This is a genomic window from Phytopseudomonas flavescens, from assembly GCF_900100535.1.
Lineage (GTDB): Bacteria > Pseudomonadota > Gammaproteobacteria > Pseudomonadales > Pseudomonadaceae > Aquipseudomonas > Aquipseudomonas flavescens.
This window is the reverse complement of record NZ_FNDG01000012.1, coordinates 39,546-53,626: the sequence shown is the minus strand read 5'-3', so window position 1 is coordinate 53,626 and position 14,081 is coordinate 39,546. Positions and strand designations below refer to the sequence as shown.

Genomic DNA, 14,081 nt, shown 5'->3' with positions numbered 1-14,081 from the left:
ATGGCCGTACTCCCCGAACTCGAAGCCTTTCTCCAACTCGTCGAACTGGGCCGTTTCACTGGCAAAAGCCGCCCCATGCACGAGCAAACCCCGGCCCAGGCCCGAACTGATTTCGAAATGGCCTCGCTGGCGCTCGATCAGCCGTCGGACGATGGTGTCGTCTGCGTTCAGGCGAGTATCGCCGCGCGCGACGGCTGGATGCTGCAGACACGGCTCTACCGTGGAGCGGAGCTGGGGCCGGCACCCCATCCGACGTTGCTGTATTTCCATGGCGGCGGCTATGTGGTAGGTAGTCTTGACTCCCACGACGCCTTATGTCGCCGGTTGGCGGCACAGGGACGTTTTGCGTTGCTGGCGGTGGATTATCGCCTGGCGCCTGAATGGCGCTTTCCGACCGCGCTGCACGATGCTCTGGATACGACCGACTGGTTACTGCGCGAGGGCGCCGGGCAAGGACTGGACCCGTCTCGAGTGGCCTTCGCTGGCGACAGCGTAGGTGCCAGCCTGGCTGCGGTACTATCGATCATGGCTGCCCGAGAGCCGCAGAGTCTGGCGCTGCGTCCCAGGGCACAGGTACTGGTCTATCCGGTAACCGACGCTAGCAGCAAACGTGCTTCGCACCAGGACTTCGCCGAAGGCTACCTGCTGGAGACCGCTACCCTGGACTGGTTCTACCGGCATTATGCGCGTACCCCCGCTGATCTTGCCGACTGGCGCTGTTCGCCCTTGCTGGCCGGGGATCTGTCCGGCCAGGCCCCAGCCCTGGTCTATCTCGCCGGGCACGATCCGCTGCATGACGAGGGCCTGGCCTACGCGCAGCGGCTACAGCGAGAGGGCAACGAGGTTCGTGTGGTGACGCAGCATGGCATGACCCACGACTTCCTGCGCATGGCTGGGCTGCTCGATGAGGTCGGTGCCATCCATGTCGAGTTGGCGCAATGGTTGGGCGAACGATTGAGTGCGTAAGCCTGGCGGGAAGTGCCTGGAGGTGCCCGTATTGTCATGAATAGGGGCGTTTCCTGAGTCAAGGCCGTTCTCGCAAGCGCGCTTTGCTCGGCCCTGAACACAAATGCCCCGAACGGGTCGGGGCATTTGCGCAACCGAGGATTTCTAGAAGTCCCAGCGAGTGGTCAGCATCATATTGCGTGGCTCACCGTAGTAAGTGGTGTCGAAGTTGCCGAGACCTACCAGGTACTTTTTGTCGAATACGTTGTTGGCGTTGAGGGTAAAGCTCAGGTGTTCGTTGTGCTGGTAGCGGGTCATCAGGTCGACCAGCGTGTATGAACTTTGCTTGATGAGGGTGTTGTCGTCGATGGTGGCGTTATAAATGTTGCCGTAGAAGACACTCTGCCATTTCACTCCGCCGCCGATGGTCACCCGGTTCAATTCGCCTGGCAGACGGTAGGTGGTGAACAGGCGCACCAGGTGTTCGGGTTGGTTGGTGGCCAATGGAAAACCGAAGATCCGCTGCTCGTCGGCATCGCGACTACGGGCGTAGGTGTAGCCCGCCGAAACATTCCAGCCTTCCTGCAGTTCGCCGCTCAGCTCCAGCTCCACGCCCTTGGTGGTGGCGCCCTCTATGGCACGGTAGATACCCTCGCCGGTAACGGGGTTGGTCCCTATGTTTTCCGCAACGTTATCCTCTTCGATACGGAACAAGGCCAGGGTGGCATTCAGCCTGTTGTCCAGGTACGCGGCTTTCAGACCGACCTCGTAGCTGTCGCCTTCAACCGGCGGCAAGGTCGAACCGCTGATGTCCTTGTTGATCTGTGGCTGGTAGATCGAGGTATAGCTGGCGTAGACCGAGTAGCTGTCGTCAAGGTCATACACTATGCCGGCGTAGGGTGTGACGACGCCGTGTTCCTTGTAGCCGGTGCGGACGTCCTGCTGGCTGGAGGTGGCGAAATAGTCTTCGTCATTGTCGTACTTGAAGGTGCTGACCCGGGTGCCAAGGATCAGACTCAGATCGTCGGTCGGGCGCAGGCGGGTGGCCAGGTAGACGCCATTCTGGCTCTGGGTGGTCTCATAGTCGCCGTTCACCGGGAAGTTCTGCTCCGGCAGGTTGCCGTCCCAGTCGAAAATACTGCCCGGCACCATGCTGAAGGCGCTGCCGTCGAAGGTGTCGCCGGTCAGTTTCGAATGGGAAGCCATGAAGCCTGCGACCAGTTCATGCTCGCGACCGAACAGATTGAAGGGCCCGGAAAGGTTGAGGTCGGCAGTGTTCTGTACGCGATGACCTTCCCAGCGCCCCCAATACAGGAACATGCCTTCGCCAGTCACGGGGTCAGGATTACCACCCCCGGCCGAAGCCAGGCGGGTATCGTGATCGGTTTCCAGGTGGTTGACACTGACCTTGAGGTTCCAGTCATTGGCCAGGGCCTGTTCCAAGGTGGCGAAGTACGTCGTGGCCTCAAAGTCGCGGCGACTCCAATCGGCCCCTGGGTTGTGCGATCGCGAAAAATTGGTGCGCGAACCATCGGCGAAGTACACCGGGTTGCCGGTCCAGGACACGCCACGTGGTGTCTTGGTATATCTGTCGATGCCTACGGTCAGCAAGGTATCCGGGGTCAGATCGGCCTCAAGGACGCCGTAGAGCGCGTCGTTCTTCTGCTGGTAATGATCCAGGTAGGATTTGCGATCCTGATAGGCACCCACGAGGCGGCCTCGCACGGTACCTGTGTCGTTCAACGGTCCGGAGATATCACCTTCAGTTCGGTAGTTGTCCCAGGAGCCAGCGATGCCGGTGATCGACGCCTTGAAATCGGAGGTCGGTTTTTTGCGTATCAGGTTGACGGTCGCCGACGGGTCCCCCGAGCCGGTCATCAGACCGGTAGCCCCCTTGATCACTTCCATCCGGTCATAGGCGACCGTATCGCCGAGCGGGGAACCTTCGTAGATGTTGTCGACGATGGTGTTGACGCCATCGTATTGGTAATTGGTGATGTCGGAGCCGCGGGTGAAATACAGCATTCGGTCGCTGTCAAAGGCCTGCACCGAGATGCCTGGCGTGTTACGCAGTGCATCGCCGATGTTGATGACACCCTGATCGTCCATTTGCTGCCGGGTGACCACGGTAACCGATTGTGGCGTTTCTCTGATGGTCAATGGGAGTTTGGTCGCCGTGGTGGTCGCTCCTGTTGTGTAAGAGCCGGTGCCTTCTGTAATCAGTCCCAGGCGCTCGCCAGATATGGTAGTGGCACCCAGGTTGAGGCTTTGAGGGGTAGCCTGCGCCAGGATTACGCTGTTTCCACTCACTTGAAAGCTTATGCCACTGCCTTGCAGCAGTATCGCCAACGCCTGTTCGGGCTCCAGAGAACCGGAGACCTGGCGAGATTGCAAACCGGCGACCTGGTCCGGGCTATAGAGTATTTGCAGATTGGCTTGCTTGCCGAACTCGGTTAAGGCACTGCCCAGTGGTTGAGGGGCAATGTTCACGGTTACTGGCACTGCGTGCGCCATCGAACTCCCCAGTACGGCCGCGCTCAGCAAGCTGCGCAAAAAAAAGTGGGTGCGTATGGTGGTCTTGACAAGGGAGGAAATACCTGGATTCGTTTGCATCGCTTGTAGGTGCTCCTGAGAACAAGTGGCAGCGTCTTGTTAATAAAAATTATTACTCTTTAGACGTGTGTCGATTGAAACCCGGAAACAGATTTTTTGGCGACTCTGCACAATGTTGCGAGTCGCGGGCAAATGATAGAAGAGCAACGGTCAACTGAATGGTTGGGCAAGGGCATTAGCCTGAGCCGATTCGGCTGAGAGCCGGCCTGCGTCGAGCCGCACCAACTGATCAGCCATATCGAAGTAACGATCATCGTGGGAGATGACGATGATCGTCTTGCCCAGTCGCTTCAGATCGGGCAGCAGTTCGGTATAGAAAATCCGCCGGAAGGTCGGGTCCTGGTCGGCGGCCCATTCGTCGAACACCAGCACCGGACGTTCTTCCAGCCAGGCGTTGATCAGCGCCAGCCGCTTGCGCTGGCCGGTGGACAGGTCGGTGGTGGTGAAGGCGCCGTCCTGCACGCTCACCTTGTGGGCGATCTCCAGGCGCTTGAGGTAGCGATTGGCATCGTCCGGAATATGGGTGTCGCCTTGGACTACCTCGTCGAACAGGTAGTAATCGGCGAATACGGTGGTGAACAACTGGCGGTAGTCATCGCGGTTTTCGGCGTCGACGGCCTGGCCGTTGAGCAGGATCAGCCCTTGCTGTGGCGTGTACAGACCCAGCAGCAGCTTGATCAGGGTCGTCTTGCCGCAGCCGTTCTCGCCGACGATGAACACGATGTCGCCCTGCTTGATTCGCAGGTTGACCGGGCCCAGTCGGAAGGGCGGTGCATCGCCCACCGCAGGAAACGCGTAGCTGACGTCTTTCAGGGTCAACTCGTGCACGTCGGGTGCCGGGGCACCTCTGTCATCGAGAAGCAGGTGGGGCTCGGGCGATGAGAACTGCTCCGACAGTTGCGCAATGCGGCGGAAGGCGATCTGCGCGCGGCTGACGATCGGCAGTGTGCCCACCAAGTGCTCGAGAGGGCCTTTCATGTACAGCAATACCAGCACGAAGCCGCTCATCGCCGCCGGGTTCGTGTTGGGCCATAGCGCGTGCAGGGCGAGGGCAAGACCGATGACCACGAAGAACAGCATCGAGCCGAGGCTCTTGGCGATCACGAAGGTATTGATCGAGCGAATCTGGGTGTCACGAATCAGCTCGGCCGTCTGCTGTATGCCTTGGGTGAACATGCGTTTACGCCGCGGACGGTGGATACGCAACTCTTTGGCGCCTTCGGCGATGGCGTTGTAATGCTTCTGCAACTGGTCTTCTGCATCCCGGGCCTGCAGGAAACCCTGTATGCCGCGGGCTTGTGCGATGTACTGGATCACCGTGCCGATCCCTATCGCTATCACTATCAATAGGAACATCGGCCAGGACAGGACGGCGAGATAGCCGAGGCAGCCCAGGGTGACCGTCAGCGAAATCGCCAGCGGCGTGAAGGCGAACGCGAAATCGCTGATGGTGTCGACGTCGTGGGTCAGCACCGGGATGAGCCGATGGCTGCGGTAGCGCTCGATCTGTTCGATCGGCGCGGACAGCACCTTCTCGCCCAGTTCCTTGCGCAGCGCCGCGATGATGCTCTGGCCGACCCGGTTGCTGCCGATGTCGGACAGGATCGAGCAGCAGAGCGCCAGCAGGCAAAGCCCGGCAAATCCCCAGACCAGGCCCTGGCTGAGGCCATTCTCGGCGTGCAATGCGTCGTTGATGGTGGCCAGCAGCAGGGTGATGCTGAGACCGCCGACCATGCCCAGTACGATGGAACCCGCCACGATGAACTTGAACGGTCGTAACAGAATGAACAATTCGTGCAGCGGGCCTTTTTCGGGCTGGGACATGATCGCTCCTCGGGGCAGTCAGACGCTGGCCAGTGCGCTGGCCTTGGATGGTTTGGCGGCGGTAGAGATGTTCAGCGCCTCGTAGAGGGCTCTGCCGATTTCCTCGCTGCGCATGGGCAGTACCGACAGCAAGGTATCGCTGAGGCCGTGGGTCGTCTCGCAGAAGCCTTGCAGGAACACCGGGGCCAGGAGTGGCGGGGTGGCCAGGGCACGGTAGTTGCGATCGACCTCGAGACCCGGCAGGTAGGCCTGCAGCGGGGCGAGCAGGCGCTGGTGGCTCTGGCGTTCGTAGCCGGTGGCGAGGATGACCGCGTCGTAGCGATGGGTGCGCCGTTGCTGGGTCGCCAGGTCCAGCAGGGTGAGTTCGATACCGTTCTCGCTGGCCAGCGCCTCTTCGACCTGCTGCCGGCAGAGCACGGCGTGGCGGAATTGGCGGGCGACCTTCTGGCGATAGAGCACGCCGTAGATGCGCTCGATCAACTCCGGGTCGACCACCGAGTAGTTGGTGTTGTGGTATTCCCGGATCAGTTTCTCGCGGTCAGGCGCGGCCTGCTGGAAGACCAGGTCGGTGTATTGCGGGGCGAAGATCTCGTTGACGAACGGCGTATCGTCGGCCGGTTTGAGTGCGGTGCTGCGCAGGATCATGTCGACCTTCACCGAAGGGAAGCTGTCGTTGAGGTCGATGAAGGCCTCCGCTGCACTCTGGCCTGAGCCGATGATGGCAATGCGCATCGGCTTGCCTGCGCTGCAGGGCAGTGTCTTGAGGGCGCTCAGGTACTGGGAGTGGTGGAACACACGCGGATCGTCGCGGAAGGCGGCGAACAACTCGGGAATCTTCGGTGATCCACCGGTGCTGATCACCACCGAGCGAGCCCGCCGTACCTGTTCCTGGCCCTGGGCAGTGCGGGAGACGAGTTTCAAGTGGTGGATGGTGCCATTGTCGAGTTCCGGTTCCACGCGAACCACTTCTTCCCCATAGGCCGCTTGGTCGGCGAATCGCTCGGCGACCCAGCCGAGGTAGTCGTTGAATTCCAGGCGGCAGGGATAGAAGGTGCCGAGGTTGATGAAGTCGATCAGGCGATCCTGTTGCTTCAGGTAGTTGACGAAGCTGTAGGGACTGGTCGGGTTGCGCAGCGACACCAGGTCCTTGAGAAAGGAGATCTGCAATTCGCTCTGGGAGGAGAGCGTGTCGCCATGCCAGCGGTAGTGCAATTGCTTGTCGATGAACAACGCTTCCAGGCTCTTGCCGCTGTGCTGGGCGATTTCCTCGAGGGCGATGGCCAGGGCCAGGTTGGAGGGGCCGAAGCCCACACCGATGACGTCATGAATCTTGCTGGTGCTCATGCGATGGTTCCTTCATGCGATGACTGGACGACGTCCAGGGGCGTGTACAAACGGTCGAAAAAGAAGCGCTCGCGGGACAGCATCACCAGCAGCGCACGTTTGTGGGGGAAGTCGAAGTGCTTGACCTTGGCGAAGCCGCTGCGATCGAAGTTGGCGATCTGCCGCTGATTGTCGTGCCGCGGCTCGCAGACGATGCGCTGGGTACGCGGATCGTCGAGGAACAGGTAGTGGCAGATCGAGGAAAACCAGGCGGTGTAGAAGCGCTTGCCACGAAAGGCTTCTTCGCCTACCAGCAGGTGCAGGCCCCGGTCGTAGTCATGTGCCTCGTAGAAAGGTGCGATACGGTCCTCCTTGGCCCAATAGACCTCGAAGTAGCCGAAGGCCTGGCCATCGAAACGACCGATCACAGGGAGCGTATGGGGAGCATCCAGCTGCTTTTGCAGGTAGGCGCCGTGCGCTTCCAGGCTGCCTTGCTCTTCCCAGAAGCGGGCGACGCGCGGGTCGTTCATCCAGCGATTGAACGCTGACAGGTCGCGTTGCGGGTCGGCCAGCTCCAGGGTCAGGGTTTGCCCCAGCCAGGGGATGAAGCGGCTGTAGAGTGTGCCCGGCAGTACGGCAGGTCGTCGCGGATGGCGGGCACAACCGCTCTGTACGAAGTGTTGGGGATAGGCCGCGGCATTACCCTTGTTTAACCAGGGAAGGGGCTGTTGCCACAGCGCATGGGCCGAGCAGACGACCGTATCCACCGCAACGCGCTGGAACAGACCCTCGGCCACCAGGCTGTCGATCGCCGCGTGGGGGGGCGCTACCGCCAAGCGCAGCTGATCGAGGGCCGGCCAGTGGACGAATGCCGCCTCGCAGGCAGCCAGGATCACGTGCTTCTGTAGCGCTTCGTCTCCCGAAAGGTGGTCGAGGGTGCCCGACAGCGACCGCCCGGATGCAGGCTCCAGCAGAAGCTCCAGGTGGGACACGTCATTCAGCGACACACCAATGCGTTGGTCCGTGCAGTGCGCTCGCAACTGGCGATCGGGGTATAGGCTGGTGAGGACCGGAAGGGGGGTATGAGCGTTCATCTGCACGTCCGCACGATAGGGCTTTAGCTGTCAGACGAGGACGGAAAGGGTGGATTTAAAGGGGCGATAACTTTCTCGGAGTCCATCATGGTCGTTTGACGGGGTTCCGCCTGCCCTGTCATGACGGCCAGAGCGGATATCCGATGGTCCTCATGAAATGCTAGAGGGGGCGCCTTCGGCCCGGATTACGCCGTCGGCTAATCCAGGCTACGGTCTGTTCACGATGTTCAGAAAAAAGACGAATAGATGGCAGTAAGGCGTTAGCGGTCATTTGTAGGGTGGACGACGCTTCACCTACGCGGCCCGACCCGTCCACCGCTCTGCGATCGCGATGGTGGATGAAAAGAGCGCCAGCTACGCGCCCCGATCCACCCTACGGCTGCTTACGCCTCTATGCGGCCATGGCAAAAAAACCTATTGCCTGAAGGTCGTGAGCACGCTCCAAGGCTGAATACGGCCTGGAGCGTGCCTGAGGTTGACCCTGGCTTGTGGTCTTTCTGCGAGTTGACTGTCCAGCGTAGCCAGGCGGCAGTCGGGTTCACTGAGGCCGCGGTGGTTCACCTGTGGATACCGACCGCCGATCGCACGATGGCCGATCACAGCTCGCGCGCCACCCTGAAGCCCAGCCAGTCGCCGCGCGTGCTCCTGTAGGCGTTGTTGCGGTTACCCGAGCGGGAGAAGATCGGCGGTTCGCCCCAGTCGTTGCCGCGAATCTGCACCAGTTGGCACTGGTCGTCGTCGATCCAGGCGCTGCCATCCTGGGGGGCGCCGTTGTAGTGCTCGTGCCAGCAATCGGCCACCCATTCGTATACGTTGCCATGCATGTCGTAGACGCCGAAGGCATTCGCCGGGTAGCTGCCGACGGGCGAGCTGTAGGCATGGCCATCCTTGGGGCCGTAGGTATTGGCGTGTTTGCTGATCTGGTACTCGCCTTCTGCGTCGAAGGGGAACGGGAAGGGGCCGGTCGAGCCAGCACGGGCGCCGTACTCGCGTTCGGCCTCACTGAGCATGCGATAGGATTTGCCGGTCTTCTTCGACAGCCATTGGGTATAGGCCCGTACCTCGTCGTAGTCGATGCAAACGGCTGGCTGTCTCGGCCCTTGCTCGTAGCTGGGCTTGCCCGCTTCGCACCAGCGTCCGGGGCGCTCGTCACCGCTCTTGAGGGTCACGCCTGAGGCCTTGAGGTAGGCATCCAGCTCTCCGGCGGTCACCGGGTAGCGGCTGATGGCGAAGGGTTTGGCGAAGGTCACGCTATGCTGTGGACCTTCGTCGGGCTGGCGCCCCAGCTCGTCGTCCGGTGTGCCCATCACGAAGCTGCCGGCCGGCAGCATGACCATTTCCGGGCAGTCCTGGCAATCCTTGAAGACGCTTGCGGGGGTGGTGGTCTGTTCCGCTGCCTGGGCGGACGAGGCAGCGGTCAGGCAAAGCAGCAGGTGGCCAAGGAGGTAGGTGGAGCGCATCTGGTTTGATCCTTGATGAGGGTGGATTTTCCTGGTCGCGGTGGATGGGTGAAACCTCGGCAAGGCGCCCCGATCCATCCTACGGCTGGCCGCCTTTGCCGGCATGTGCCTGCACCGCTTCCCAGGCCCGCAGGAAATTGCCGCCCCAGAGTTTGGCGATGTCCTCGTCCGAGTAGCCGCGCTGGATGAGTTCGGCGGTGACGTTGCGGGTGTCGGCGACGTTTTCCCAGCCGATGATGCCGCCGCCATCGTTGAAGTCCGAGCTGATGCCCACGTGGTCGATGCCGATCTTCTTCACCGCATAGTCGATGCTGTCTCCGAGCGCTTTCAGCGAGGCACGCGGGTCGGCTTCGAGGATCGGATAGAGGCGGCTGGCGTATTCGCCGAAGCGTTGTTCCGGCCAGATCGAGAAGACCGGGTCGGCAGGCATGCTGGCCTGGGACAGGTTCTGCACCTCGGGCAGGTCGAACTCGGCGCGCATGCGGTTGACCTTGTCCAGGGTCTCGCGGGAAAAGGCTTTGAGCTGGGAGGTGAAACCGACGATGTGCACCACGCCGCCTGTATCGCGGATCAGGCGCATTTCCTTGTCGGTGAGGTTGCGCTGCAGGTCCACCAGGCCGCGTACGCCGGAGTGTGAGGCGATGATGGGGGCGCGGCTGAGCTGGGCCGTCTGCTCCAGCGCGGCGGTGGACATCTGCGACACGTCGATGACCACGCCAAGCTCGTTGAGGCGGCCCACCGCCTGGCGGCCCAGGTCGGAAAGGCCGCCCAGTTCGTCGGGCGAGTCGCCGAAGAACGGCATGGGCCGCGACGAGTCGGCCCAGGCATTGTTGGCGACGTAGCTGAAGCCGAAGATCCGCATGCCCCGGGCGGCCCAATCGTCCAGCCGCGACACGTCGTTGCCCAGCGGGTAGGCATTGAGCATGCTGATGACGATGGCGAACTTGCCTTCGTGGGCCAGGCGGCGGAAATCGGCCGGGGTGTAGGCGATGCCCGCGCGCTCGGGGAAATCGCGGGCGATACCGGTAATGATGCGGTAACGGGTTTCCTGCTCGTGGCGCGCCGCCTCGACGAAGCCGGCGTTGGGGCGGTGCGGGCTGTTGGCGCCGGTCCAGAACTCGGGCCAGGCGAACACCGCCAGGGCGGCGCCGCTCAGGCGTCCACGCTCGGCCTTGATCAGGTCGAACTGCCCGGAGCCGTCGCGGTTCGCCTCCGCGCCCTCGCTGCCGAAATCGGGTGGGATATCCAGATGGGCGTCGAACGACAGAATGCGCTCCTGCAGTGCATGGGCACGGGCGATGACGTCCTTCGGGTAAGGCGCGGTCTCGCGGACCAGGAACCACCAGGCCAGCACTGCCGCTGCCGTCAGGAGCAACAGCGACAGAATCAGCAGTGGCCATTTCCAGATGGTGCGGCTCGTACTCATGGGGCTCCTCAGGGGCGTCGTGGTGCCGACAGCGGTGCCGGCGACTGTTGGGAGAACGAGCAGGGTTAGCGGAAATTTACCCAACCCGCTGGCGTGCAGCGGCCGATGGCACGGTGCCGGAGGGCCGCCGGCCGCGCACGATGGCCTGTGCGATCCGGCGGCCGGCGGGTGTCGCTAGGTGTCTATCGTGACTGTGCACGACACGTTGCTCACAGCGAGTAGAGCCAGTTGAGGTTCCTGTAGCTCAAGTCCGAGGTGAAAGGCCCCAGCGCCAGGCCGAAGCCGATGGCGAAGACGATGAACCACTTGTAGCGATTGACCACCGCGGTCATGGCGCCCGCCAGTACCGGGTCGCGCATCAGCAAGGTCAGGGCGATGGCCGTGTTGCTGACGGCGATGCTCCACCAGCGGGTGTAGTCCGATGCGATCAGGTACAGGGCCAGCGGCGATACGGCGCTGGCGAGCAGGAACGACTCGTAGGAGATCAGCCTGATGTGGCCCGCCAGGGCCTTGAACAGTTTCGCGCCGATGAAGAAGGTTGGGATCAGTCCGAACAACATGTTCAGGTGGAAGTTGAGGTACAGCACGCTGAGCATGACGCTGGCCGTTTCCGACGAGTTTCCATGCAGGGTGTTGAACAGGATGCCGACGGCTTCGATGTCGATGGGTTGGGTGGTCGAGAGCAGGTGTTCGTAGTAGTGCTGCAGGGAAATCCGCGATCCGGGATTACTCGTGCCGATGGTGACCACCTCGGCCACCAGCACCGCGAAGACGATCAGGATCAGGACACTGTCGACACTCACCACCTTCGGCCGGTGGGTATAGGACCAGATGCCGATGAGCAGGGGAACGAACATCACGAAGCTGGCTTCATGGATGGGGATGATCAGGCCACCGGCCAGCAGCACGGCAAGGGCGCCGAGCTTGGGCGGAGCCTTGAGAATGGCGGCGATGCCGAGGATGACGATCAGGTAATTGATGTTGTCCAGGAATCCGGATGCCTGGGCGAAGTGCAGGACGATCAGCGGGTGGCAGATGAAGAACAGCGCCAGCAAAAAGGCCGCCGTGCTCTGTTTGCGGTAGGAGAGTGCTGCACGGCTCAGCAGCCAGAACAGCGCGCTGCACACGGCAAGCGAGAAAAGAAAGGCGGCGACCATGTAGAAGTGAGGGCTCGGCACATAGCCGAATGCTTTGAGCAGGCCGCCGACCAGGCCTCTTCTGACCAGGCCGAAGTCATAGTTGAGAACCCATTGGGTGTACACCCATTCATCGAAATGGTGCTCGTAGGAAGTGAAGAAAACCACCACGAAGGTCAGCAACAGAATGCAGAATTTCTGCGTGTGGTTGTCCGAATATTCCTGATCCAGCCAGTGGCTGTCAGGTGTTATCTGTCCTGCTGACATTGGTTATCTCCAGTGTTTTAGCGAGGTGAGTGCTGTGTCGCCGGTACTGTCTCGGTCGTGCCCATGCCGCGAGGGTCGCTGGCCCCTTCGACCTTGCCGCTCGACTTGTGCCAGTGGATGGATTGCTGGTTGCCGTAGGTGGGCTCCTCTTCGAGGGTGTAGCCACGCGCGGTCAGTGCATCGCGTTCGGCCTGGCTGAAGGCTTCCGCTTCGTGGCTGATCACGTCCGGCAGGTACTGGTGGTGGTAGCGCGGCAGGCTCACCCAGCGTGAGGCCGGCTGGCCTTGTTGGTGGGCGAGCAGGGAAAGCAGCAGCATGCTGGGGATCTGGCTGCCACCGGGGGTGCCGAAGGTCACGAAGTCCCGATCGGATTCGACGAAGGTGGGCGCCATGCTGGAGATCGGGCGCTTGCCGCCGGCCAGGGCGTTGGCGGCGGTGCCCTGGAGACCGTAGGCGTTGCTGCCGCCGACGTCGATGGCGAAATCGTCCATTTCGTTGTTCAGCAGGATGCCGGTGCCCGGCACGCTGAAGGCGGCGCCGAACATGCTGTTCAGCGAAAGGGTGGCGGCGACCGCATTGCCTTGTGCATCGAGCACCGTGAAGTGGGTGGTGTGGTCACCCTCGCGCCAGGGTTGTGCTGGGGGCAGGCTGCTGCTGGGGGTGGCGCGTTCGGGGTCGATGCTGATCGCCTGTTGCTGCAGGTAATCCGCGGCAGTCAGTCGCTTCAGGGGCATTTCGACGAAATCCGGATCTCCCAGTGCGCCGCGGTCGCGGTAGGCACGGCGCAGCACTTCCACCACGTAGTGGGTGCGCTGCACGGGTTCTGCCTGTTGCCACGGCAGCGCGTGCAGCATGCCAAGGCTCTGCAACAGGACCAGGCCGCCAGCCGAGGGTGGCGGTGAGGTGATCAGCTCTTCGCCGTCGGGAAGTTTCGAGCGTAGCGGTTCGCGTTCGACGACCTGATAGCCGTTCAGGTCCTCCAGGGTCCAGGCGCCTCCACCCTTGCGTACGCCGTCGACCAATTGCCTGGCCAGTTCGCCGCCATAGAAGCCTTCGCGGCCTTGATCCGCCAGGCGTTGCAGGCTGGCCGCCAATTCCGGGTACTTTATCCGTTGGCCTTGGGCAGGCAGTTCGCCGTCGTCGAGAAACAGCCGGGCGCTGCCCGCATCCTGGCGCAGGGCCTGCAGCCGGTAGCCCGCCCACTTGCGAAAGTGCTGGTCGACCTCGACGCCATCGCGGGCCAGGCGGATGGCCGGTTGCAGGCTCGCCCCGAGGGGCAGGCGGCCGTACTGCTCGGCCAGTTTGACCATGGCCGCGGGTTGGCCGGGTATGGCACTGGCCAGGGCACCGTCGACCGAGAGGTCGGCCTGTATCTTGCCGTCGCGCAGGTAATGCGCCGGCGTGATGCCCTGGGGCGCACGTTCGCGGGCATCGAGGAAACGATAGCCAGGCGAATCGCCTGCGATGCGCAGGAGGAAGAAGCCGCCGCCGCCGAGGCCGGAGCCATAGGGCTCCACCACGGCCAGTACGCCGGCGATCGCCACGGCGGCGTCGAAGGCATTGCCACCGGCCTCGATGATCTGGCGTCCCGCTGCAGTGGCCAGCGGGTGAGGGGTGGTGACTGCACTCTGCTCGGGCGCCTTGGCCTGGGCAGCGGGCGCCAGTGCCCATAAACCGAGGGCGAACAGCGGCCATGCGCGGATGAATCGGTTGGTCTTCATAGGGTTTCCTGTGGCTGCACCTGCTGCGGCGCAACGCCGCCGACTCAGGGGAGAACGAGCTGCGCAGCGGTGAATTTACGCTGGCTGTGCTGCCTGATCTGCGCGGGCAGCACGCAGCTGCTCGACGACCAGGGGAGGTGAAAGGGGATGGCCGTCAGTCAGGTGCTCGGCTGCGCAAAACGGCCACTGGTGCGGGTCTTGTCGGAGCCCCGTCGATGCGATTGCGATGCTTGCCGGCCCGAAGGTCTGGGGTGCATCCGCCGCAAGGTCAC

General features: G+C 62.4%; 9 protein-coding genes. 1 reads left to right on the top strand and 8 read right to left on the bottom strand.

Annotation, left to right across the window (positions count from 1 at the left end; all coding sequences use genetic code 11):
- On the top strand, nt 1-966 hold the full coding sequence (locus tag BLR94_RS16105) for an alpha/beta hydrolase (protein WP_084307222.1): 966 nt from the start codon (nt 1-3) through the stop codon (nt 964-966).
- A gap of 144 nt (nt 967-1,110) precedes the next feature.
- Here BLR94_RS16105 and BLR94_RS16100 read toward each other — a convergent pair whose 3' ends face one another.
- From BLR94_RS16100 to ggt, 8 genes are all read right to left on the bottom strand, one after another.
- Entirely contained in the window at nt 1,111-3,459 is a 2,349-nt protein-coding gene (locus BLR94_RS16100; RefSeq protein WP_244158196.1) for a TonB-dependent siderophore receptor, read from the bottom strand.
- Between the two features lie 249 nt (nt 3,460-3,708).
- Nucleotides 3,709-5,382, bottom strand: coding sequence for a cyclic peptide export ABC transporter (locus BLR94_RS16095; protein WP_084307224.1), 1,674 nt, complete (start codon nt 5,380-5,382; stop codon nt 3,709-3,711).
- A gap of 18 nt (nt 5,383-5,400) precedes the next feature.
- On the bottom strand, nt 5,401-6,726 hold the full coding sequence (locus BLR94_RS16090; RefSeq protein WP_084307225.1) for a lysine N(6)-hydroxylase/L-ornithine N(5)-oxygenase family protein: 1,326 nt from the start codon (nt 6,724-6,726) through the stop codon (nt 5,401-5,403).
- Nucleotides 6,723-7,799 carry a GNAT family N-acetyltransferase gene (locus BLR94_RS16085; RefSeq protein WP_084307226.1) on the bottom strand — a complete coding sequence of 359 codons (1,077 nt, stop codon included), beginning with the start codon at nt 7,797-7,799 and terminating at the stop codon, nt 6,723-6,725. The genes BLR94_RS16090 and BLR94_RS16085 overlap by 4 nt, the downstream gene beginning before the upstream one ends.
- 596 nt (nt 7,800-8,395) lie before the next feature.
- Nucleotides 8,396-9,259: a dihydropyoverdine dehydrogenase gene (gene pvdO, locus BLR94_RS16080; RefSeq protein WP_090423723.1), complete on the bottom strand. Its 864-nt coding sequence runs from the start codon at nt 9,257-9,259 to the stop codon at nt 8,396-8,398.
- A 79-nt stretch (nt 9,260-9,338) separates the two neighbouring features.
- A complete protein-coding gene (locus BLR94_RS16075; RefSeq protein ID WP_175154239.1) occupies nt 9,339-10,685 on the bottom strand; it encodes a dipeptidase in 1,347 nt (448 codons plus the stop codon).
- Between the two features lie 209 nt (nt 10,686-10,894).
- Nucleotides 10,895-12,088 carry a hypothetical protein gene (locus tag BLR94_RS16070; protein WP_084307227.1) on the bottom strand — a complete coding sequence of 398 codons (1,194 nt, stop codon included), beginning with the start codon at nt 12,086-12,088 and terminating at the stop codon, nt 10,895-10,897.
- Between the two features lie 17 nt (nt 12,089-12,105).
- Entirely contained in the window at nt 12,106-13,809 is a 1,704-nt protein-coding gene (gene ggt / locus BLR94_RS16065) for a gamma-glutamyltransferase (protein ID WP_084307228.1), read from the bottom strand.
- Between the last annotated feature and the right edge of the window lie 272 nt (nt 13,810-14,081).

Excerpts from the sequence above, each read along its gene's own strand:
- BLR94_RS16070 (WP_084307227.1), bottom strand. The coding sequence starts at position 12,088 with ATGTCAGCAGGACAGATAACACCTGACAGCCACTGGCTGGATCAGGAA.
- BLR94_RS16100 (WP_244158196.1), bottom strand. The coding sequence starts at position 3,459 with ATGGCGCACGCAGTGCCAGTAACCGTGAACATTGCCCCTCAACCACTG.
- BLR94_RS16085 (WP_084307226.1), bottom strand. The coding sequence starts at position 7,799 with ATGAACGCTCATACCCCCCTTCCGGTCCTCACCAGCCTATACCCCGAT.
- BLR94_RS16095 (WP_084307224.1), bottom strand. The coding sequence starts at position 5,382 with ATGTCCCAGCCCGAAAAAGGCCCGCTGCACGAATTGTTCATTCTGTTA.
- BLR94_RS16075 (WP_175154239.1), bottom strand. The coding sequence starts at position 10,685 with ATGAGTACGAGCCGCACCATCTGGAAATGGCCACTGCTGATTCTGTCG.
- BLR94_RS16090 (WP_084307225.1), bottom strand. The coding sequence starts at position 6,726 with ATGAGCACCAGCAAGATTCATGACGTCATCGGTGTGGGCTTCGGCCCC.
- ggt (WP_084307228.1), bottom strand. The coding sequence starts at position 13,809 with ATGAAGACCAACCGATTCATCCGCGCATGGCCGCTGTTCGCCCTCGGT.
- pvdO (WP_090423723.1), bottom strand. The coding sequence starts at position 9,259 with ATGCGCTCCACCTACCTCCTTGGCCACCTGCTGCTTTGCCTGACCGCT.
- BLR94_RS16105 (WP_084307222.1), top strand. The coding sequence starts at position 1 with ATGGCCGTACTCCCCGAACTCGAAGCCTTTCTCCAACTCGTCGAACTG.